Source organism: Syntrophobacter fumaroxidans MPOB (assembly GCF_000014965.1).
GTDB lineage: Bacteria > Desulfobacterota > Syntrophobacteria > Syntrophobacterales > Syntrophobacteraceae > Syntrophobacter > Syntrophobacter fumaroxidans.
In genome coordinates this window covers 1,749,964-1,770,608 of record NC_008554.1, presented here as the reverse complement: position 1 = coordinate 1,770,608, position 20,645 = coordinate 1,749,964, and the positions used below count along the sequence as shown (strand labels likewise).

Genomic DNA, 20,645 nt, shown 5'->3' with positions numbered 1-20,645 from the left:
TATTCGTTAAACTTAAGGAGGAGGAGGTCCACATGACGAAAGCCGATCTGGTTATCAAAATGGCCGATGGAACGGGCATCACCAAAGCCGCTGCGGAAAAGGCTCTGAACAATCTTATCGCGGCCGTCAGTGCGGCACTTGCCAAGGGTGACAAGATCACCCTGGTGGGTTTCGGAACGTTCGACGTGGCCAAGCGGGCCAAGCGCGAAGGCCGCAATCCCCGAACCGGTCAGGCCATCACCATTCCTGCTTCGAAGGTGGTGAGGTTCAAGGCCGGCAACAAGCTCAGAGACGCGATCAAATAAGAGACTTCTTAAGGACCCCGTTACCCGGAGTTTTCCGGGAACGGGGTCCATGAGCGGGCTCGCAATTCCAACAGACGCTTCTGCCGCTGCAATGGAAACGGATGAGAACCTGGCCCTCATAGAACCTCGGAAGGGAAAGCGGGAAAAAGCTTTGCCGCCGGCGGCCGTGTTGATCTTTACCCCTCTTGACCTGGAAGTTTTTTCCAGTCGTTTTCCTCAACGTCCCAGCATGAACAACAGGATCTATCTCTCCGATGCATACGCGGGAGAATATGGAGGGGTGCCGATTGCACTGGTCGGGCCGATGCTCGGCGCTCCGCAGGCCGTCATGGTATTGGAGAAGATGATCGCATTGGGGGTGAGAAAGGTTTTTGCGGTCGGCTGGTGCGGGTCTCTTCAGGGGCGGGTGAGCGTTGGGGACGTGGTCGTCCCCGACACCGCGGTCAGTGAAGAGGGGACGTCCGATCATTATCCCCTGGGAGGCGACGCTTTACGGGGACCTTCCAATGAGCTTCGCGATTCGCTCATTGCGGACCTGTCGGCGAGGGGGGTCAAGGTACACGAGGGGTCTGTCTGGACTACCGACGCCCCTTATCGTGAAACTCGTCGGAAGGTGTTGCAGTACCAGAATTCCGGTGTCCTGGCCGTGGACATGGAGACGTCGGCTCTGCTCACCGTGGCCGCTTTCAGGCAGATTCGGCTGGCTGTGGTTCTGACCGTTTCCGATGAGCTGCATTCGATGCACTGGGTGCACGGGTACAGAGAGCCGAGGTTCCTGGAGACCAGGGAGAAAGTGGTGGACGCCGTGCTTTCGGTGGTTGCCCGGAGGATGAAAGAAGAGTGAGCCGTTTGCGTGACGGCCGTACCTGCCTTCAAGCATTTCCAACTCTCCCCGAAGCGGGTCGGTACGTGCCGGAGCGGGCGGGGACCGGCGGTAATGTGGTGCCGGCGTGCCTGCCGTGTTATCATATTCTTTCTACGACTTTCTTGTCGAAGGGGTAAGGGCGATGCCGGACCGCGAGAAAGCACATGCCAGGATTGAGGCCTTGAGGGAGGAAATCCGGCATCACAACTATCTCTATTATGTCCTCGACCGTCCGGAAATCAGCGATGAGGCCTACGACGGGCTGTTTCGCGAACTGGTCCGTTTGGAAGAATCCTACCCGGCGCTCATCACGCCCGATTCGCCGACACAGAGGGTGGGGGCGGCCCCGGCCGAGAAATTCCTGCCCTTTCCCCATACGATACCCATGTTGAGTCTCGAGAACGCGATGTCGGAGGCGGAAGTCTTCGAGTTTGCCCGTCGGGTGCGGAAGATCCTGGGAGACAGGGGCGACGTCGACTTCATGGCGGAGCCGAAGATGGACGGGCTGGCGGTTGAACTGGTCTATGAAAACGGTGAGCTGACCGGTGCCGGCACCCGGGGCGACGGGTATGTGGGAGAGGACGTGACACGCAACGCAAAGACCATAAGGGCGATTCCCCTGAAGCTCTACGCGGGTGCGGGGGGGGCTTCCCCGCCGGCTCGGATTGCCGTCCGGGGCGAAGTCTACATGGACAGGAAGGACTTTGCCGCCCTCAACAGGAGCCGCGAACAAGCCGGTGAGCCGCTTTTCGCAAATCCACGCAATGCCGCGGCGGGATCGTTGCGTCAGCTCGATCCTTCGGTCACCGCGGCGCGTTCACTGAAAGCTTTTTTCTACGGTGTGGGAGAAGTGTCGGGTTATCGCTTCAAGACCCAGGCACAGACCCTGGAGCAGCTCCGTCGGTGGGGTCTTCCCGTCAATCCTCTGTCCAGGGTCTGCCCGTCCATCGAGGATGCCGTGAGCTTCTACAATGAGATTGCGGCAGGACGGGACGCTCTGCCTTTTGAAATCGACGGCGTGGTCGTGAAGGTGAATTCCATCGAGTGGCAGGAAATGCTTGGTGAAAAATCCAGAAGCCCCCGATGGGCCATTGCGTATAAGTTTTCGCCCCACCAGGCGCGGACTCGGGTCCTCGACATCAAGGTGCAGGTGGGTCGGACCGGAGTACTGACCCCGGTGGCGGAATTGGAGCCCGTGACGGTGGGCGGCGTCACCGTCAGAAGGGCGACTCTGCACAATCAGGATGAGGTGGAGCGCAAAGACATTCGTGTGCGCGACCAGGTGATGGTGCGCCGCGCGGGGGACGTGATTCCGGAGGTCGTCGAGGTCATCGGGGAAGCCAGGACGGGTGGTGAGGAGGTTTTCCAGATGCCCGGGCAGTGCCCTTCCTGCGGGTCGGAGGTCGTGCGCCTGCCGGAAGAAGCGGTCCATCGCTGTCTGAATCGCAACTGTCCGGCTCAAATCAAGGCGTCCCTGCGTCATTTTGCGAGCCGGGACGCAATGAATATCGAAGGTCTGGGCAAGAACATCGTTTCGATGCTTGTGGACCGGGGCATCGTTGAATCGGTGTCGGACCTCTACCGGCTGAGCGTCGAGACACTGGAGCAGCTCCCGGGGTTTGCCGGAAAGTCGTCCCGCAACCTGGTCGAATCGATCGAGAGAAGCAAGAAGACCAACCTGGCGGATTTCCTCTACGCGCTCGGCATCTATCACGTGGGGAGCCACGTTGCCCGGTTGCTGGCGGAGCGATTCGGGACGCTCGATGCCGTACGCCGGGCTTCCGTGGAGGAGCTGATGAGCGTCAACGGCGTCGGAGAGGTGGTGGCCAGGAGCGTGGTCCATTATTTCTCGCTTCCCGCCAATCGGACGCTGGTCGAAAGCCTGCTGAGCGCGGGACTCGAGATGGCGGCCACCGAGCCTGAAGCCGGGCCGGTGGATGCATTCTGGAACGGGAAGACGGTTGTTTTCACCGGCGCGCTCAGCTCGATGACCCGATCGAATGCGGCGGCCCTGACGGCATCGAGGGGGGCCAGGGTGTCCGACAGTGTGAGCAGGAAGACGGACATCGTCGTGGCCGGTGCCGATCCGGGATCGAAGGTCGAAAAGGCAAGACAGTTAGGGATTACGATCCTGGATGAAAGGGAATTTCTCGAGCGACTCGGGATGTAATCGTCACAAGTTCCCTGGAGGGGAGAAGGGAATCATGGATAAACGGCGCGCCCACGTGTGGATATCGGGGCGGGTGCATGGTGTGGCCTTCCGTGCCTATACGCAAGAGGCGGCCTACCACCTGGGCATCGGCGGATGGGTCAGAAACCTCCCGGACGGCAGGGTCGAAGCCGTATTCGAGGGGGATGCCGACAAGGTCGCACGGATGGTCGAATGGTGCCGGAAAGGCAGTCCCATGAGTCGCGTGACCGAAGTGGAAGTGAGGGAGGAAGATTTCCGGGGAGAATTTGTCCGATTCGAAATAACCTTTGGAAGATGGGGGGCCTGAACGTGAAAGAATATTGGGACCACCTGGTGAAGTTCTTTGTGGCGTGGGATTTCCCGACTATTTTGAACGCTGTCCGCCAACTCGATCCCAAGGCCGTGATAAGGAATCCCTATGTGTGGTTGGTGGGGCTTCCGATCCTGGGGCTCCTGGTCTGGAAGAGACGCTTCCGCATTCTGCTGGCACTCGGGTCGTTTGTGGCTTTCCTGTTCCTGGCACAGGCGACGATTTCACCTCCGGGAGAAACCATGCCGCTCAGGGACATCCTCACGTTCGTGGGAGGAACTCTGGGTTTGTTGGTGGTGAACCTGTATTTTCTATTCGTGAGCGAATAGGTTGAGAAACCGGCATTTCGAAGGCTGAAGAGCTGGTGGAAACGCTACCGCCGCCCGAGGTTCCGTCAAACCTCGGGCGGCATGGTGTTTCATTGGACGCCGCGTCGTCGCAAGGCGTTTTTACGACTCGCCTTCGGAGCCGTTTACGCGCTCCTTGAGCTCCTTGCCCACCTTGAAGAACGGCAGCTTCTTGGAATTGACTTCTATGAGCTCACCGGTTTTGGGGTTCCTGCCCTTATAGCCTTCGTAGTTCTTGACCTTAAAGCTTCCAAAGCCGCGGATTTCCAGGCGATCCGACCGAATGAGAGCATTTTCCATGCTCTGGAATGCAACGTTGACGGCCGTCTCGGCAGCTTTCAGGGTGATTCCTTCGGCCTTGGCCAACGTTTCGATGAGTTCGCTCTTAGTCATGTTCCAAACTCCTTGAGGATTGGTGTATTCGACGATCTCAATCAATTCTTTCGATGTTTCCCAGGTATGGGCGCAATGCAGGAGGGATCGATACGCTGCCGTCGGCTTGCTGACCGTTTTCGAGAATCGCGACCAGTGTTCGTCCCACCGCCAACCCGGATCCGTTCAGAGTGTGAACGAACTCGGTCTTGCTCTGTCCTTTGCGCCGAAAGCGAATGTTCGCTCGTCGTGCTTGAAAGTCCTCGAAATTGCTGCAGGATGAAATCTCCCTGTACGTGTTCTGTCCGGGCAGCCAGACTTCGATGTCATAAGTCTTGGCGGAAGAGAAACCCATGTCGCCCGTGCAGAGCGTGACCACCCGGTAGTGCAGCCCCAGTTCCTGCAGGATCCGCTCCGCGTCGAGAAGCAGTTTCTCGAGCTCTTCGTAGGAAGACTCGGGTTTGACCAGCTTCACCAGCTCGACCTTGTTGAACTGATGCTGCCTGATCAGGCCGCGAGTATCCTTGCCGTAAGACCCCGCCTCCGATCGGAAACACGGAGTGAACGCCGTATAGAGCTTCGGCAGTTCCGACTCCTCAAGCGTTTCGTTCATGTGAATGTTGGTCACCGGAACTTCGGCCGTGGGTACGAGGTAGAAGTCCCTGTCCTCCAGTTTGAACAGATCTTCCTTGAACTTCGGAAGCTGCCCGGTACCGAGCAGGCTGGTGCTGTTCACGATGAACGGCGGCAGCACCTCGGTGTATCCGTGCCGCTTGGTGTGGATATCCAGCATGAACGCGATCAGGGCGCGCTCCAGAGCGGCGCCCATTTTCCAGTAGAGGGCGAACCGGGCCCCGGCGATCTTTGCCGCACGTTCGAAATCGAGGATCCCCAGCGCTTCGCCTATCTCCCAGTGGGGTTTCGGCTCGAAATCCAGCTCCGGTTTGCTCCCCCAGGTTTTCGCCACCGGATTGTCCTTCTCGTCCGCGCCGACGGGAACCGATTCGTGAGGCATGTTCGGAATCAGCAGGAGAAAATCCCGGAAATGCTCCTCGATGACCGTGAGTTCCTGGTCCAGTGTTTTGACCCGCCGGGAGACCTCCTTCATTTCCTCGATCAGAAGGGATGAATCCTTCTTTTCCCTTTTCAGGTTCGAGATCTCTTCGGAGGCTTTGTTCCGGCGAAACTTGAGTTCCTCCACCTCGCGCAGAATACGCCGCCTTTGGGTATCCAGCTCGATCAGGGGGGCAAGGCTCAAATCCATCCGGCGATTCCGCAACATCATGTCGATCTTGTCGACGTTGTCGCGGACAAATCGTAGGTCAAGCATGCAACCGTATCCTTCAGGGGCGAGGGTCTCGTTTCCTTACAGTTATCAAGAGGTTGAAATTAGAGTCTCTTTACCTTGAAAAAGTGCGTTTGTCAATTCCTTTGGGCAGTTCAATAAGTTGGCGAAGCAAAGAGAGCCAGACTCCTCTGTTTCCCGTTTCGGGAAACGAAAAAGTCAGGCTGGGGTTGGATCAATCGTACTTCGAGCTGACCACCTCAACGCTGTAATCTCCAAGGGTTGCCAACTCGGGAAGGTTATGGAAGACCAGCATGAATGGCACTCGATTGGATGCGGGAATCCGGACGTTCTTCAGGTTCTTGCCTTCCCGGTTCATCATTCTGTTCTGTATTTCCGTGAGCCCGAGGCGGGCGATTTCCTCGCGGCTCATGATGTTCCCCGAATAGCACCGCTGCTTTTGGACAACCTGGTTGTCGGTGGTGTAGAGTTTGCCCTCCAGCAGAACAAAGCTGACCGGTTTCTTCGATTCGTTGGTCACCTCTCCTTCCACCACAAAGACCTGCCCCGCATGGGCATTCTGAAGAAAGTACGCCTGCAGCGTATCCGATATGGTCACGTTGGGCTGTTCCGCTTCCTTGGAGACGCGCCCGCTTCCGGGGCCAGGGGGAACCTGTTGGTCCGTGAGCCAGTAGACTCCGCCCCCCAGGATCAACGCGATCACGAACCAGCCGACCAGCCGACGGAGCCGGAATCGTCTCACCGGGGGCGGAGGAGGGGCCGGCAGAGGCCGTTCCTCTACGGGGAAGTCCTCCTCGCTTTCACCATCCGTGAGCTGGGAGGGAATGAGATCATCCTCCTCGGGCCGCTCGACTGTGAAGGTATGGCCGCAGCGCGAACATCTGACCTTGGTCCTGGTTCCCTTCAGTTTTGTCGGATCCAGACGAAACTTCGTGCTGCAAGACTCACACACAACAATCATGCAGGTTCTCCCTTTCGCATTGTCGGTCGATCATTCATTAATTCCAATGCAGCCGGGACTTCCGCCCCCATTGCCGCCTATTCGAAACACACCTCGAAAATGCCGGGGAGGTTCCGGTGCTTCTCCGAGAAATCCAGACCATAACCGACGAGAAAGCCCTTTTCGACGGAAATGCCCACGTAGTCCAATGGGACTTCAACCTCGCGCCGTTCACGCTTGTCGATCAGTGCGCACACCCTCACCGACTCCGGCCGGTGTTCGCGGAGATGTTCCAGAAACCACTTCAGAGTGACGCCCGTGTCGATGATGTCTTCCACCACCAGGACGTGATGTCCCTGGACCGGCAGTTCGATACGCTTGGTGATCTGCACCCGCCCGCTCGACTCGGCTTTGTCTCCGTAACTCGCGAGCCGCACGAAATCCAGCTTCACGGGAAGGGATAACCTTCGCACCAGGTCGGCCATGAAGATGAAAGACCCTTTGAGGATGCCGATGACCAGCAGGCTCCGTCCCTCATAGTCCCGATTGATGCGATCGGCCAGTTCACTCACGAGCTTCGTCACCCCGTGGGGATCAATGCGTTCGACCAGTCGGTAGTTCTCCAACCTCCCCTCCCTGCTCATCTCCCGTTGAAGTATCAGACCGAACATCCGAAACATAATAGCGAAAAGGAAACGAAAGATCAATGCAGTTTAGCGTTAACTGCTCAGTATCAATATCAGTTTTGCCAACAGCCGAAGATCTCCCGACGACGTGCGGTCCGGGTGCGCCCGGCGGGAACCCGCGATGAGCGGTCCCAGTGCCCTTTTCCTTGATTTTGAAGCGGCAAGCGAATATAAACACTTGGATCGCTCACCTTAAAAACACAAGGAGCAGGTATGAGGAAGAAAGTGGAAGAAGCGCTGGCCAAGATAAGGCCGATGCTCGAGCGCGATGGCGGAAGCGTGGAGTTGGTCGACGTTCAGGGAACCGTTGTCAAAGTGCGCCTGACGGGAGCCTGCCACGGCTGCCCCATGAGCCAGATGACCCTGAAGGCCGGCATTGAGCGGGTGGTCAAGGAGAATGTTCCCGAGGTCACGGAAGTACAGTCCGTCTGATACTGTGGGGACGGCGGGCGTCGTGGCCGGTCGGGTGGAGCGCCGGGCTTTCATTTGTGATAGGGTTCGCCCCTGATGATGGTGAATGCCCGGTAAAGCTGTTCGGCCACGATAAGGCGGGCCAGGTCGTGAGGAAAGGTCATTTCAGACAAGGCCAGAACCAGGTTCGCCCTGTCCCTGAGTTCACGGGAAATCCCCAGGGGCCCGCCGATGATCATCCAAACCGCCCCGGTGCCCCCATTGCTCAATCGCTCGAGGACTCGTGCGAACTCCAGCGAGTCCAGGTGCTTTCCAGTCCTGTCCCACACGATCAGCTGATTGCTCTTCCCGCCGATCAGCTTCAAGATACGTTCACATTCCTTTTCCAGGACGGCGGATTCCATCCCCCGCGGAGGAATCTTCTCGGCCTTGACGTAGTGAATCCGGGTGGGCAGGTAGTGGTTGAGCCGGGACACGTAACGCTCGATGCCCGTTTCGACATCCGGAAAGACCGTTTTCCCGACAAACACGAGGTGGATCTGCATGATGCTCCGGTCTTCCTGTGCCGCAAGGCTCAGGGGGTGCCCGGGCTGAACAGGGCCGCCAGGAGAAACTCCCTGTTTCCCTTGGGACCCAGAACAGGGGAGGGCGTGACGTCGATGGCGGTGAAGCCCGATTCGCGACAGAACTCCGTGATGGACTCACATACCCGGCGGTGAAGCTCCGGATCCTTTACCACTCCCCCTTTGCCGACCTGAGACCGCCCGACCTCGAATTGAGGTTTGATCAGGGCGATCAATCGCGCACCGCGGGCGAGAAACGGGATCACGGCGGGGATCACGAGCTTGAGCGAAATGAACGAAGTATCCATCGTCGCCACCTGCACCGCTTCCGGCACCAGGTCGCGGGGGAGGAACCGGATGTTATGCTTTTCGAGGACAACCACCCTCGGGTCCTGCCTCAATTTCCAGGCCAGTTGCCCGTAACCGACGTCGACCGCGTAAACTCTTCTTGCGCCGCGCTGCAGCAGGCAATCGACGAATCCCCCCGTGGAAGCTCCGACATCCATGGCCACCATGCCTTCCACGCCGATCCCGAACGTCGCGATGGCGTGCTCCAGCTTCAGCCCCCCACGGCTCACGTAGGGCATGTCCGCGCCCGTCAACTCGATTTTCGAGTCGACGGACACCTGCTGTCCGGTCTTCGTCACTTTGCGGCCGTCCACGAGCACCCTGGCCGCAAGGATCAGCGCCTGCGCCCGTTCCCGGCTCGCGGTGAGACCCCTATCGACGAGCAACTTGTCCAATCGCGTGGAGGATTTGGCCATCGCGCGTGTTCAGCAGGTTCAATGCGGCGTTTTCTATACCGTCCGCATCGATTCCATAAAGGTTTCGAAGCGTGCTCTGCGGGCCATGGACCACGAACGTGTCGGGAATTCCCAGGCGCACGAAAGACTTCGGGGAGAATGAAATCTCCTGCAACATTTCCAGTACGGCGCTGCCGAACCCTCCCTGGAGCACGTTTTCTTCGATGGTCACGATCTTCCCGATCTTCCTGGCCCAATCGAAAATAAGGTCCTGGTCCAGGGGTTTGACGAACCGCGCGTTGATCACGGCCGCGCTGATTCCCTGACGCTCCAGTCGCTGCGCCGCTTCCATGGCGGGGTATACGGTCGTACCGATCCCGATCAGCAGAATGTCCTCTCCCTCGCGAAGAAGCTCTCCCTTGCCGACGGGCAGCGTTTCGGGGTTCTTGTCCATCGCGACGCCGTAGCCGTTCCCGCGGGGATATCGAACGGCTGCCGGTCCATGGTGATCGAGAGCCGTCTTCAACATGTGCTGCAGCTCATTCTCATCCTTGGGGGCCATGAGGATCATGTTGGGAATGATCCTCAGGAAAGACAGATCGAAAACCCCGTGGTGAGTCGGTCCGTCCTCGCCCACAAGGCCTCCGCGGTCCATCGCGAAGACCACGGGAAGGTTCTGAAGGCAGACGTCGTGGACGATTTGATCGAAGGCGCGCTGAAGGAAAGTGGAATAGACGGCGACCACCGGTTTGAAGCCTTCCGCGGCCATGCCGGCGGCAAACGTCACGGCATGCTGTTCCGCGATCCCCACATCGAAGAATCGATCGGGGAACCGTTCCGAATAGCATTCAAGGCCCGTTCCCTGGAGCATCGCGGCGGTGATGGCGACCACCTTGAAATCGTCGTAGGCAAGACGGGAGATCGTGTCGCCGAACACCTTCGTGTAGGACGGCGGGCTTTTCAGCTCCGATTTCAGGCTCTTGCCCGTGGCGATGTCGAAAGCGCCCACGCCGTGGAAGCTGGTCGGGTCGATCTCCGCCGGAGGATAACCCCGGCCCTTCTCGGTCATGACATGGATCAGCACCGGCCCCTCGATTTCGCGTGCCGTCCGGAGTGTCTCGATCAGCCGGTCCAGTCGATGCCCTTTGATGGGGCCGATGTAATGAAAATCAAGCGCCTGGAACAGCATGCCCGGGGTGAAGAAAGTGACGAGCGAATCCATGCTGCGCTTGACGATTTGGATGATGTTGGTGCCCAGGCCGGGAATTGTCCTGACGAATCGCTCCATCTCCTTCTTGAGGTTCATGAGGCTCTTGGTCGAAAGCTTTCTGCTCAGGAAAGCGGAAAGCGCTCCCACGTTCGGGGAGATGGACATCTCGTTATCGTTCAGGACGACGATCAGGTTCTTGGCCAGGTCGCCGGCATGATTGAGGGCCTCGAACGCCATTCCCCCGGTCATGCTCCCGTCTCCGATCACGGCGATGGCCCGGCACGGGCTGTCTTTCAACGAGTGAGCAGCGGTCATCCCGAGCGCCGCCGAAATCGAGGTGCCGGAATGTCCCGTGCCGAAGGCGTCGTACTTGCTTTCGGACCGCTTGGGAAAGCCGCTGATGCCGCCATACTGGCGAAGCGTGTGGAATTGAGCGCGCCGCCCGGTGACCAGCTTGTGTGCATAGGCCTGATGCCCGACATCCCAGATGATGCGGTCGCAAGCGGAGTCGAACACGTAATGCAGGGCAATAGTGAGCTCAACGACCCCGAGATTGGGAGCGAGGTGACCGCCGTTCCTGGAAACGGTTTGGATCAGAGTCTCGCGAATTTCCTGGGCGAGCTGCTGGAGCTGAGCAGGTGTGAGCTGCCTCAGCTGGCTCGGCCTGTCAATCTGAGAGAGCAAAGTGCTCGTTTGAAGTTCTGTCAAGGTTCCACCTTTCCGTGACGGGAGCTTCCGGGCTCAACCGGATCGGACTCCGGCCGCGCGGCATGCCGGCAGCCGGCCGTCACTTGTTGCCCATCATTCTGCTCAGGCTTTGCGCACCAACAAATAACGCGCGATGGCCCTCAAGGGTTCCGCTCTGTCGTCGAAGGCGGCAAGCGCCTGCAAAGCCGCATCGACATGTTCACGGGCGGCCTCCCGGGAACGGGTTATCCCCAACAGGGCGGGATAGGTCTTTTTATTCTTCGCGGCATCGGAACCGGGCTTTTTCCCCATTTCCCGAGCGTCCCCCTCCACGTCGAGGAGGTCGTCGGTGATTTGGAAAGCAAGACCCAGGTGGTGGCCGTAACGTTTCAGGCTCGAGACCTGTGCATCGGAACCGCCGCCCAGGAGTGCTCCCACCTCCAGGGAGGCGGAGAGCAGCGCTCCTGTCTTGTGAATGTGCATGTATTCAACAGTGGCGAGATCGACGGTGCGGTTTTCGCATTCGAGATCGATGACCTGTCCGCCGATCATCCCCCGGTAACCCGAGGCCCTCACCAGGGTGGCGACCACCGCGAGGATCTTTCGGGGAGGAATATCCCCGTCCATTTTGGACACGAAATCGAAGGCTTCCGTCAGGAGCGCATCTCCGGCCAGAACGGCGATCGCTTCGCCGAAAACCTTGTGGTTCGTCGGCTTGCCCCTCCTGAAATCGTCGTTGTCCATCGCCGGCAGATCGTCATGAATGAGAGAGTAGGTGTGGATCATCTCGAGTGCGCAAGCTGCGGGCATGGCCGCCTCCCGGCTTCCTCCCGCCACCTCGGCCGCCGCAAGACAAAGAATCGGCCTCAGCCTTTTCCCCCCCGCGAACAGGCTGTATCGTGCCGCCTCCAGCACGCTTTTCTCGAGCCCGGAAGGGACGGGAAAACAGTCCTCGAGAGCATCCTCAACGAGTTGCTTTCGTTCCGCAAGATAAAGCTTCAGATCGAAACCCACCATCAGCCCCTATGCATCGATTGTGACAAATCGATTTTCCAGTCTATCACGCATTCTTAACCATTTCCACCCATTAAATATGCAGAGTCGCCCGTGGCCGGCACCTTCCGCGCCTGTTGAACCGATACGCGCGAAACCCGTCCCGGCCTGCGCCGCCGTCGAACGTGGCCTCCGCTTCGGGCCGGGGCCTCACAACGAAGCATGAAATACCGTCTCCCCCGTGTTTCAACCTCCCGGAGGTTCTCCGGAGGCGGGTTCAAACGGCGAGGTCGTCCAGTCTCCCTCCTGTTCCTTGAGCAGTATCCGGACTTTCCGTTCCGCCTCCTCGAGTTTCCCGTGGCAAACCCGCGCGAGGCGAATGCCCTCGGAGAAGGCTTCCATCGCCTCCTCCAGGGGCATGTCCCCCCGTTCCAGTTTTTCGACAATGTCCTGCAGTTTCTTTAGTGCCTCTTCGAATTGGTCGCTTTTCTTTTTCGCCACTTCCGATATCCTCGCACAGTGGTTGGTTGTGATCCGCAAGAAGGGCGGTTCCGAACACTATAGCCCGGCCCGCGCGGGCAACCGAGCCCAAAAATCCCCAAAACGCCGAATGGTGAAACTTCAGCCCGGCCCACGCGGGCAACCGTCAGGGGTTGCGCTGACCATCGCGCCGGCTGACCGCACCGGCACCCGGCATTTCGTCGTCCCGCGCCTCGTTGACCGTACAGTCGAGCGACCCTCTGGACAGTCTGACAAGCACGCGATCCCCCGCCCCGACATCGTCCGAATGCACCACCACCTTCTTCATCGGGAGACGATACGTGATCGAATACCCCCTGGAAAGAACGCTCAACGGGCTGAGGTTTTCCAGCCTCGCGGCGGTGGCCTCCAGACGAAGCCGGTTTTGGGCCAGCTGTCGTTTATGGGCGAGCAGCAGTTCCTTGGTCCCCTGTTCCAACGCAGCGCGGTAGCCATCGATGATCCTGGCCGGGTGGACGGCCTGTAGCTTTTCTTCGAGCCGGCCGTACACGGCCCGGAGTTGCTCGATCCTTCGGGCCAGGCCCATCATAAGCCTTTCCATCCGGTCGTCCAGGTACAGGCGCAGATCTTCCAGCCGCCTCCCGGGATCGGGGAGCCTGTCCCGGACATAGCCGAATTGCATTCGGGCGGTTTGGACGGTCCGGACCGCCATCCGGGTGAGCCGCTCGTCAACCTGCCGAAGGTCCCGGTGAATCCTGTCGAGTCGGGTGACCACCCACTCGGCCGCCGCTGTGGGGGTCGGCATGCGCGCGTCGGCCACGAGGTCGGAGATGGTGAAGTCGATTTCGTGACCGACGGCCGAAACGGTGGGAAGCGAACAGGCCCAGAGAGCCCTGGCCACCACTTCCTCGTTGAACGGCCACAAATCCTCGATACTGCCGCCTCCGCGCCCCACGATCAGGAGATCCCATCCAAAACGGTCGGCCAATTGATCGGCGGCCGCTATGGCGGCGGCGATCTCCCGGGCCGCCCCCTGGCCCTGCACCAGCGCGGGCAGCAGAGTGACCGAAAGCGGATAGGGACTGCGCTGGAACACTTTCAGCATGTCGCGGACGGCCGCTCCGGTGGGCGACGTGACTATGGCGATGCGCTGCGGGCACACCGGCAGGGGCGTCTTGCGGGCGGGATCGAACAGTCCCTCGGCGGCGAGTTTTTTCTTCAGCTGCTCGAATGCGAGCTGAAGAGCGCCGATTCCCTGCGGTTCCATAACTTCGACGATCAGTTGGTATTCGCCGCGCGGTTCGTAGACGCCGACCCTGGCCTGGCAAAGGACCTGCATGCCCGATTCCGGATGGAAGCGCAGGTGCCGGTTGTGAGGGCGGAAGAAGACGGCTCGAATCTGACTGTTCTCATCCTTCAAGGTGAAGTAGAAATGCCCGGAAGCGGGGACCCTGAAATTGGAGATCTCTCCCATGACCCAGACCAGGGGGAAACCGGATTCCAGCACCGCCTTGATCTCGGCGTTGAGTCGCCCGACGGTGTAGATATTGCTGTCCTGTTCGAACGGCGCGTTGCGCATCTTTTTTGCCAGTTCAGGTACCGGGTCGTCGCCCGGGCGGGTCCTGCGACTCCGCCGGGGGCCGGGGCTCATTCAAACAGCTTCGGGTCCATCGCGTCACGGAGTCCGTCTCCCACCAGGTTGTAAGCGGTGATGCTCAAGAAAATGGCAAAGCCCGGAAATACCGTGAGCCACCACGCGAATTCGATATAATCCCGGCTCTGCGAAAGGATATCGCCCCAACTGGGAGTGGGCGGCGGAACCCCGAATCCAAGGAAGCTCAGGCTGGATTCCGTGAGAATCGCCCCCGCGATTCCGAACACGGCGGAAACCAGCACCGGCGCCATGGCATTCGGGAGCATATGAAGGAAGATGATGCGGTTGTTGGACGCTCCCAATGCCTTCAAAGCCATGATGAAGTCGAGCTGCTTGAGTTTCAGGAACTCGGCCCGCACGAACCGGGCGGCGCCGGTCCATCCCGTGATTCCGATCACCACCATGATGTTGTATATGCTCGGCGGCAGGAAAGCGATGATGGCGATGATGAGAAAAAAGGTGGGAATGGTCACCATGATCTCGATGAGCCTGCTGATCAGGATATCCCACCATCCGCCGAAGTAGCCGGCCAGAGCCCCGAGAAAGACCCCGATGACCACGGCGATTCCCACCGCGACGAAACCCACGGAGAGCGAAACACGGGCGCCGTGGATCATGCGGCTCAACACGTCCCTGCCGCTGTCATCCGTGCCGAACCAGTGTTGCCTGTTGGGAGATGCAAGAAAATCCAGGAGGTTGTACTCCGTGGGCGAATAGGGAACCGGAGGCCAGAGCGCAAAATTCCCGCTGCCCCCGGCGTTGTTCTGCAAAATGAAGGGGACTTCCTTCTTCAAGTCCTTCCACGCGGTCCCGTCGGCCTGTTCCATTCCGGAGAACAGGGGCCAGTGACACCTTCCCTTGGAGCAGAACAGGATGGGACGGTCGTTGGCGAGAAGCGGCGCAAAAATCGCCACCACGAACAGGAAGATGGTGATCCACAAGCCAAGCATGGCAAGGCGCTTCTTCCGGAAGTGATGCCAGACCATCTGCCGGTAGGTGCGGGAGACCTCCGCGTTGCCGTCCCTATTCGCGTCCAAGCGGACCATCCTCTCTGCCCGGATTGGATTTCCGGCTTTCCCCGGGGAAGACCCGAATGCTTCTCGTCGCTCTTGAGATCATTCCAGTTTGATCCTCGGATCCATGGCTGCGTAGAGCAGGTCGGAAATGAGCAGCCCGATGAGCGTGAGCATGGCCGAGACCGTTGTGATGGCCATGATCACGGGGTAATCTCTTCCCAGCACGGCTTCGAATCCGAGTTGGCCCATCCCGGGGATCGAAAAGATGCTCTCGATGATGACGCTCCCGCCGAACATTGACGGCAGCAGGAAAGCCAGCAGGGTGATGATCGGCAGCAACGCGTTACGGAAGGCGTGTTTGAAGATCACCACCCGTTCGCTGAGCCCCTTGGCCCTGGCCGTGCGCACATAGTCTTCCCGGATCACTTCCAGCATGTTGGCCCGGGTCAGCCGTGACAGGTATGCGAGCCCGCCGTAGGTGAGGCACGTCACCGGCAGCACAAGGTGCCAGACTCGGTCCAGGAGCCATTGCAGGGGGGACAGGGCCTCCGCCCCGATGGAGGAGATATTGTACGCCGGGAAGATGTCCCAGAAATCCCCCCCGCCCAGGAACATGATCAGCAGCACGGCCACCCAGAAGCTGGGGAGTGAATAGAGAAAAAAGAAAAACAACGTCAACGCGTGATCCCAGAACGAACCCGGACGCACGGCCGAATAAACCCCGAACGGAATGGCGATCAGGTAGACGAGGAAAATGGAGATCAGGTTCAGCTGCAGGGTGACGGGCAACCGTTCCGCGATCTTTTCCCAGACGTTGCGGTGGTCCTTGTAAGAGGTGCCGAAGTCCAGGGTGAACACCCGCTTCACCCAGAGCAGGTACTGCTCATGGAGCGGCTTGTCCAGACCGTAAAGCTTCTTGGTCTGCTCGATCACCTCGGGGGAGATCCCGCGATCTCCCAGTTGGCCCTGGCCCGACATCTGGAGTTTCAGCGTCGCGGGATTCCCGGGGGCAAGCTGTATGATCAGAAACGTGATGAAAGTGATACCCAGAAGAGTCGGTATGATCTGGAGCAGTCTTTTGAGAATGTAACCCTTCATGCGGTATCTTTCTCTTCCCAGCCCGGTTTTCCGTGCCGGAAGTCCTCACCCGGGCTCCCGAACGCCTGCGCGCTGAAACGCTCCGGTTGTCCTGCCGCCCATCCGCCAGGTCCTCGGCGGTTCCCGCAAAAGTGCGGTTTTGCATTCTAACGCCTGCGCCTCCGTCCGCGCAACCGTTTCAGGGAGATGTTTTCCCCCATGGTCTTTCGGGCAGCGGGACCCATGACGAACTGCCCAGGTCTCTCAGTCTGGCGGTCCCGCCTTCGTCGTACCAGCTTTCCAGCAGGCGGTACGCGATGGAGATCGGAGGCGGAAGGAGGAGCTTGCCCAGCTCGACCTCGCTTCGGAGCTCCGTGCGCGAATACCAGCGGGCGTCCTCGAGCTCTCCGTCGCCCAGGCGGATCGGGCCGCGTTCGGCCCTCGCCCTAAAACCGAGCATGATCGAGCACGGGAACGGCCAGGGCTGCGAAGAATGATAGTGTATCGTTCGGACCCGCACCCCGGTTTCTTCGAACACCTCCCGCACGACGGCGTCCTCGAGGGCTTCGCCCGGTTCCACAAACCCCGCAATGACCGAATACCTGCGTTCGGGCCACGATGGCTGCCTGCCGAGAAGGCAGGAATCCTCGGAAGCCACCAGAACGATGACGGCGGGATCCGTTCGCGGGAAAATGTGCCGGCCGCAATCCTTGCTGGTGCACAATCGGACGTGGCCCCCGCAGGATGAAACGGTGGGGGAGCCGCAATCCCCGCAGAAGCGGTGGCGTTGATGCCAGTACGTAATGGCCCGTGCATAGGCCAGGAGGCCGCTTTCTTCCGGCTCCAGCAGCGGGCTCATCGCCCGGAGATCCCTGAATTCCCCCCGCGCGTCCATTCCCTCGGGCGGGTCGGGTGCCCCCGGTTCCGTCAGGTCCAGGGCGAAATAAGCTTTTCCCTTGTCCAGGCCAAGAAAAACGGCCCCTTCGACGCTCAGACCCAGGTTCGAGATGTCCCGGCCGCGGAGAAGGACAGGGTGGGGGGTGTCGCCGCCGTCGAACAACTGCCGGCCCTGCCAGACGGGAACAAACAGCGTCGATGCGTCCAGAAGCAGGCTCCGGATCCACGCTTCATCGCCCCGCCGGTTGTGAACCCGGTCGATGAACTTCGCGGAAAGCCCGTTCAGCATGGAGCGTTGGTGATTGTCAAGAGTGTCGTTCATTGCCGATTCTCGATTTGCCCACACGGCGCGCTCGAATTCGTCACCACCGTAGCTGCAGGCCGCACGCGAGTCCCGCCTGCCGGTTCATGTTCCGTGAAATCCCCGGAGCTATTCCGGTTTCCTGACGATCGGGTACTTCTGAAGCGCCTTGGGCACCCACCATTCCTTGCGTTCCGGCCCCATTGCATAGACCTTCACGTTTTCGAAGCGCCGGGCCACGGCTGCAAGGGTCTCCGTCGTGAACAGAAAAGTGTAGGGCTGTTCCTCGTGGAGAATCTCCCCGAACCGATGATAGAGTCGGTAGCGTTTCTCGGGGTCGAACTCCTGGCGGGCCGCCTCGATGATCCGGTCTGCCTCTTCATTTCTGAATCCGACGAAATTCGATCCCTTTTCCGCCATGGAAGAGTGCCAGATCTGGTAGGGGTCCGACTCCCAGCCCAGGCTCCACCCAAGCGTGCAGGCATCGAAGTTCCTGCTGTCGATCTTCTGGATGAATACCGCCCATTCGAGCTTTCGAATCTCCATCCGGATTCCGACCTGCTTCAGGTTTTCCTGGAACATGGTGGCGATCTGCTCGCCGATTTTCGAGCCGGCCGGAAGAATGAACTCGAATTGAAACGGCGTCCCATCCTTTTCCAAAGGCCCGTTGCCGTCGCGCCGCTTCCATCCGGCCTGCTCGAGCAGTGCCAGCGCTGCCGCGGGATCATACGGCCAGGGCTTGATGTTCCTGTTGTACTCCGGGCTGTTGACGTAAAACGTGCCCGACACCACGGTGCCGAATCCAAAGAGGACTCTCCTGAGGATCGTCTCCCGGTCGATCAGCATGGTCATGGCCACCCGCACCCTGCGATCGGCGAACAGGGGCCGTTTCATGTTCCAACCGACATAGTTGTACCTCGGCGTATAGTATTTGAGTTTCCGGAACATCTCCTGGAAACGTTCGCTCTGAGTCTGTTTGACCCACTGGATGGGCAGCAGACCGGACACGTCCAAACCGCCCTGTTTGAGCACGTGCAAAGCCACGGTCGGATCAGGGATGATTTTGAAAACGAGTCTGTCGAGATGAGGTCTCACTCCCCAATAGGCTTCGTTGCGCACCAGCACGATTTCCTCCCCGGTTCGCCAGTGCAGGAGCCGGTAGGGGCCCGTGCCGACCGGACTCCGGGCGATGGGGTGCTTGTTGAAGTCCTCTCCCGGCTTGAACAGGTGGACCGGAACGATCGGAATGCCGCCGCAGAATTGGAGCGCCAGGAAATAGGGAATGCGATAGTGGAATCGCACGGTGTGGTCGTCCAGGACTTCCAGGCGCTCTATGTCCTGGTAGTAGTTCCTGAGGTGGGCCGCGTCCACGGCAGGGTCGCGGATGCGGTCGAAGGAATAGCGGATGTCTCTTGCGGTGAACGGTTGCCCGTCCGCCCAGGCGATATTTTTCCTCAAATGAAACGTGTAGGTGAGGTGGTCTTCGGCGACTTGCCAACTCTCGGCCAGCAGCGGTTCGAGCTTCATTGTCTCGGGGTTTCGACGTATCAGGGTTTCATAGATGTACTCCTGAATCGTCGATGCGGACAAGTCCGTGGACGTGATCGGATTGAGGGTCGGCGGCTCGCTGCCGAGGTTGCCGATCACCCAGTCGCCGTCGACCGGGACCGGATCGGCTGCTGCCGCGACATCCCCGGAAACGGCCTGCCAGGCGAAAAGGAGCAGCAGACTCAGAAAGATCGCCATCCGACCCGCGATCGTCCTGCCGTCACGCGATGCGTGGATTTCCCGTCGTTTCGATTTCTTCACGTCAACCTCGGAACAAGTATCGCGGTGCCGGACCCGCCCTTCCAATACTGAAAAAACAACCCGAGAGGCACCGCCATGGACAGCATGCTATATAACGCATCTTTGGAGCGGGAGTAAATCAGGGAAATGCGGCCCCTCGGGCAAGAGAGAGCTCAGAGGGTTGCCGGCGCGAGGGCTCTTCAAGAAGTGAGGTCTCTTTTTCCGTCGTTATTCGCACCCGGTTCCACCCAGGGGGTGCGACAGGCCGATGAGGCGGCCCCGAAGGGGATACCCCGTGGGATACGTTGGACCATCGCAATCCAACTGCGGCCAGGTCACATGGGCAGCGCGATACCTCCCCCGGGGGCGCCGCCCGGCGAGACCCTTCTGCGCGCAAGGGGCTTCAGCGCTGTTCGCTCGAAGCGCAAAACCCCCGGCACGCTGCGCCGCCATCCACTGCCGGCGGAAAACGAAATTGCACGGTATCCGCCGGGCCGCCACGGCACGAGTCCCATGTCGCGGCCCGCGGAAACAAAAAACCCCTCTCTTCCGGAAGATGAGCGGGGCTCTTCGTGCGAAAATAGGACGATCGCTATATCAGAGGCTCTGCACGTCAATATTGCGGATAAAGGCTTTGATGTCGTTCATCCAGGTCTCTATCCACTCAGCGCGCGCGCCGGCGTCGGGCTCAGGGGTCTCTTTCACGGCCGGGGCACCTGCCTGGACATTGTTGCCCCCGGGAGCCTCCATTCCCTGTTCAGCCTCCATTCGGCCGGGAGGAAGCTCTCCACCCCTGTAGAAATCCAGTAATTCCATTTTTTGCTTTTCGTATCCGTTCATGGTGTCCTCCTTCATACCCTCTTGTTCCAGTCCGTCAGAAGATAATCACATCCGAATTCCGTGTAAAGGTTAGAAATTATTTTCCTTCGGGACAAGAAACACACACCGGAGGCAAAGGCGGAAGAAAGGATGGGAGGATGCGGCAAGGACGAGACACCGGGGATCTGCCTGAGGAACAAGCCCGCGGCAGCGATTACATGATCCTGGTCACGGAACCGTTCGCAAAAGTGATCTTCAACAGGACGGCGCGGCCGTTGATGCCGGCAACTGCGGACCACAACCCCAGAGCGAACTTCTGTCCATCGGTGACCGGTATGTTTCGGGCAAGAGCGCAAAGACTGTATTCCCAGACGCCCTCCGCGCAGCCGTTCGCGACGATGTCCCTGGCATGAGTCGGAGGTCCGAGCAGTTGCTGAATCTCATCCTGCGACATGCCGACGGCAACCCGGCTGATTCTGCTTTCGATGATATTCATTGGGTTCTGCGGCTTCAGTTTCGTGCACATGCGGCCCATCCGGAAACGAGGCGTACCTTAACAAGAACAATGTCAAATCGTTGCATCATCGGTTCTCCGTTAACGTGCTGATCGCGACGCGGTCCGACCATCTCCTCCACGATGGGACGGCCCCCGTGAGCCCGCCCCCTTGCCGGCCGTTGGCCGGC

At 59.6% G+C, this 20,645-nt stretch carries 22 protein-coding genes; 6 read left to right on the top strand and 16 right to left on the bottom strand.

What is annotated here, in order from left to right:
- Nucleotides 1-32: 32 nt before the first annotated feature.
- From SFUM_RS07420 to SFUM_RS07400, 5 genes are all read left to right on the top strand, one after another.
- Complete coding sequence (locus SFUM_RS07420) at nt 33-305, top strand: HU family DNA-binding protein (RefSeq protein ID WP_011698292.1); 273 nt, start codon at nt 33-35, stop codon at nt 303-305.
- Nucleotides 306-354: 49 nt separating this feature from the next.
- Entirely contained in the window at nt 355-1,149 is a 795-nt protein-coding gene (locus SFUM_RS07415) for a nucleoside phosphorylase (RefSeq protein WP_011698291.1), read from the top strand.
- A 163-nt stretch (nt 1,150-1,312) separates the two neighbouring features.
- Nucleotides 1,313-3,340: an NAD-dependent DNA ligase LigA gene (gene ligA / locus SFUM_RS07410; protein ID WP_041440114.1), complete on the top strand. Its 2,028-nt coding sequence runs from the start codon at nt 1,313-1,315 to the stop codon at nt 3,338-3,340.
- Between the two features lie 34 nt (nt 3,341-3,374).
- Complete coding sequence (locus tag SFUM_RS07405) at nt 3,375-3,668, top strand: acylphosphatase (protein WP_011698289.1); 294 nt, start codon at nt 3,375-3,377, stop codon at nt 3,666-3,668.
- 2 nt (nt 3,669-3,670) lie between these two features.
- A complete protein-coding gene (locus SFUM_RS07400; protein WP_150109459.1) occupies nt 3,671-4,000 on the top strand; it encodes a hypothetical protein in 330 nt (109 codons plus the stop codon).
- A gap of 120 nt (nt 4,001-4,120) precedes the next feature.
- Here SFUM_RS07400 and SFUM_RS07395 read toward each other — a convergent pair whose 3' ends face one another.
- From SFUM_RS07395 to hpt, 4 genes are all read right to left on the bottom strand, one after another.
- Nucleotides 4,121-4,411: an HU family DNA-binding protein gene (locus tag SFUM_RS07395; protein WP_011698287.1), complete on the bottom strand. Its 291-nt coding sequence runs from the start codon at nt 4,409-4,411 to the stop codon at nt 4,121-4,123.
- A 37-nt stretch (nt 4,412-4,448) separates the two neighbouring features.
- Nucleotides 4,449-5,720, bottom strand: coding sequence for a serine--tRNA ligase (gene serS, locus SFUM_RS07390; protein WP_011698286.1), 1,272 nt, complete (start codon nt 5,718-5,720; stop codon nt 4,449-4,451).
- Between the two features lie 190 nt (nt 5,721-5,910).
- Entirely contained in the window at nt 5,911-6,657 is a 747-nt protein-coding gene (locus SFUM_RS23485) for a DUF3426 domain-containing protein (RefSeq protein WP_011698285.1), read from the bottom strand.
- Nucleotides 6,658-6,734: 77 nt separating this feature from the next.
- Nucleotides 6,735-7,262, bottom strand: coding sequence for a hypoxanthine phosphoribosyltransferase (gene hpt, locus SFUM_RS07380; protein WP_011698284.1), 528 nt, complete (start codon nt 7,260-7,262; stop codon nt 6,735-6,737).
- A 273-nt stretch (nt 7,263-7,535) separates the two neighbouring features.
- Here hpt and SFUM_RS07375 point away from each other — a divergent pair, with 273 nt between their 5' ends.
- Nucleotides 7,536-7,754 (top strand): NifU family protein, encoded by a 219-nt coding sequence (locus SFUM_RS07375; RefSeq protein ID WP_011698283.1) that lies wholly within the window; start codon nt 7,536-7,538, stop codon nt 7,752-7,754.
- Between the two features lie 50 nt (nt 7,755-7,804).
- Here the strand turns inward: SFUM_RS07375 and SFUM_RS07370 are convergent, their stop codons facing one another.
- From SFUM_RS07370 to SFUM_RS07315, 12 genes are all read right to left on the bottom strand, one after another.
- The gene (locus SFUM_RS07370; RefSeq protein WP_011698282.1) at nt 7,805-8,278 is read right to left on the bottom strand and encodes a 23S rRNA (pseudouridine(1915)-N(3))-methyltransferase RlmH; all 474 of its coding nucleotides are present in this window, start codon (nt 8,276-8,278) and stop codon (nt 7,805-7,807) included.
- Between the two features lie 29 nt (nt 8,279-8,307).
- Nucleotides 8,308-9,060: a TlyA family RNA methyltransferase gene (locus SFUM_RS07365; protein WP_041440112.1), complete on the bottom strand. Its 753-nt coding sequence runs from the start codon at nt 9,058-9,060 to the stop codon at nt 8,308-8,310.
- The gene (gene dxs, locus SFUM_RS07360; protein ID WP_011698280.1) at nt 9,017-10,957 is read right to left on the bottom strand and encodes a 1-deoxy-D-xylulose-5-phosphate synthase; all 1,941 of its coding nucleotides are present in this window, start codon (nt 10,955-10,957) and stop codon (nt 9,017-9,019) included. The genes SFUM_RS07365 and dxs overlap by 44 nt, the downstream gene beginning before the upstream one ends.
- A 102-nt stretch (nt 10,958-11,059) precedes the next feature.
- Nucleotides 11,060-11,953 (bottom strand): polyprenyl synthetase family protein, encoded by an 894-nt coding sequence (locus tag SFUM_RS07355; protein WP_041440110.1) that lies wholly within the window; start codon nt 11,951-11,953, stop codon nt 11,060-11,062.
- Between the two features lie 222 nt (nt 11,954-12,175).
- A complete protein-coding gene (locus SFUM_RS07350; protein WP_011698278.1) occupies nt 12,176-12,430 on the bottom strand; it encodes an exodeoxyribonuclease VII small subunit in 255 nt (84 codons plus the stop codon).
- Between the two features lie 145 nt (nt 12,431-12,575).
- A complete protein-coding gene (gene xseA, locus SFUM_RS07345) occupies nt 12,576-13,988 on the bottom strand; it encodes an exodeoxyribonuclease VII large subunit (protein ID WP_049766317.1) in 1,413 nt (470 codons plus the stop codon).
- Between the two features lie 68 nt (nt 13,989-14,056).
- A complete protein-coding gene (locus SFUM_RS07340; RefSeq protein WP_208597121.1) occupies nt 14,057-15,100 on the bottom strand; it encodes an ABC transporter permease in 1,044 nt (347 codons plus the stop codon).
- A 78-nt stretch (nt 15,101-15,178) separates the two neighbouring features.
- Nucleotides 15,179-16,177 (bottom strand): ABC transporter permease, encoded by a 999-nt coding sequence (locus SFUM_RS07335; protein WP_011698275.1) that lies wholly within the window; start codon nt 16,175-16,177, stop codon nt 15,179-15,181.
- A 178-nt stretch (nt 16,178-16,355) separates the two neighbouring features.
- Complete coding sequence (gene nudC / locus SFUM_RS07330; RefSeq protein ID WP_011698274.1) at nt 16,356-17,375, bottom strand: NAD(+) diphosphatase; 1,020 nt, start codon at nt 17,373-17,375, stop codon at nt 16,356-16,358.
- A 108-nt stretch (nt 17,376-17,483) separates the two neighbouring features.
- On the bottom strand, nt 17,484-19,163 hold the full coding sequence (locus SFUM_RS07325) for a peptide-binding protein (RefSeq protein ID WP_011698273.1): 1,680 nt from the start codon (nt 19,161-19,163) through the stop codon (nt 17,484-17,486).
- 576 nt (nt 19,164-19,739) lie between these two features.
- A complete protein-coding gene (locus SFUM_RS07320) occupies nt 19,740-19,982 on the bottom strand; it encodes a hypothetical protein (protein ID WP_150109458.1) in 243 nt (80 codons plus the stop codon).
- Nucleotides 19,983-20,175: 193 nt separating this feature from the next.
- Entirely contained in the window at nt 20,176-20,487 is a 312-nt protein-coding gene (locus SFUM_RS07315; protein ID WP_041440109.1) for a hypothetical protein, read from the bottom strand.
- Nucleotides 20,488-20,645: the final 158 nt, after the last annotated feature.

Excerpts from the sequence above, each read along its gene's own strand:
- SFUM_RS07420 (WP_011698292.1), top strand. The coding sequence starts at position 33 with ATGACGAAAGCCGATCTGGTTATCAAAATGGCCGATGGAACGGGCATC.
- SFUM_RS07415 (WP_011698291.1), top strand. The coding sequence starts at position 355 with ATGAGCGGGCTCGCAATTCCAACAGACGCTTCTGCCGCTGCAATGGAA.
- ligA (WP_041440114.1), top strand. The coding sequence starts at position 1,313 with ATGCCGGACCGCGAGAAAGCACATGCCAGGATTGAGGCCTTGAGGGAG.
- SFUM_RS07405 (WP_011698289.1), top strand. The coding sequence starts at position 3,375 with ATGGATAAACGGCGCGCCCACGTGTGGATATCGGGGCGGGTGCATGGT.
- SFUM_RS07395 (WP_011698287.1), bottom strand. The coding sequence starts at position 4,411 with ATGACTAAGAGCGAACTCATCGAAACGTTGGCCAAGGCCGAAGGAATC.
- serS (WP_011698286.1), bottom strand. The coding sequence starts at position 5,720 with ATGCTTGACCTACGATTTGTCCGCGACAACGTCGACAAGATCGACATG.
- SFUM_RS23485 (WP_011698285.1), bottom strand. The coding sequence starts at position 6,657 with ATGATTGTTGTGTGTGAGTCTTGCAGCACGAAGTTTCGTCTGGATCCG.
- SFUM_RS07375 (WP_011698283.1), top strand. The coding sequence starts at position 7,536 with ATGAGGAAGAAAGTGGAAGAAGCGCTGGCCAAGATAAGGCCGATGCTC.
- SFUM_RS07370 (WP_011698282.1), bottom strand. The coding sequence starts at position 8,278 with ATGCAGATCCACCTCGTGTTTGTCGGGAAAACGGTCTTTCCGGATGTC.
- SFUM_RS07365 (WP_041440112.1), bottom strand. The coding sequence starts at position 9,060 with ATGGCCAAATCCTCCACGCGATTGGACAAGTTGCTCGTCGATAGGGGT.
- SFUM_RS07355 (WP_041440110.1), bottom strand. The coding sequence starts at position 11,953 with ATGGTGGGTTTCGATCTGAAGCTTTATCTTGCGGAACGAAAGCAACTC.
- xseA (WP_049766317.1), bottom strand. The coding sequence starts at position 13,988 with ATGCGCAACGCGCCGTTCGAACAGGACAGCAATATCTACACCGTCGGG.
- SFUM_RS07335 (WP_011698275.1), bottom strand. The coding sequence starts at position 16,177 with ATGAAGGGTTACATTCTCAAAAGACTGCTCCAGATCATACCGACTCTT.
- nudC (WP_011698274.1), bottom strand. The coding sequence starts at position 17,375 with ATGAACGACACTCTTGACAATCACCAACGCTCCATGCTGAACGGGCTT.
- SFUM_RS07320 (WP_150109458.1), bottom strand. The coding sequence starts at position 19,982 with ATGAACGGATACGAAAAGCAAAAAATGGAATTACTGGATTTCTACAGG.
- SFUM_RS07315 (WP_041440109.1), bottom strand. The coding sequence starts at position 20,487 with ATGTGCACGAAACTGAAGCCGCAGAACCCAATGAATATCATCGAAAGC.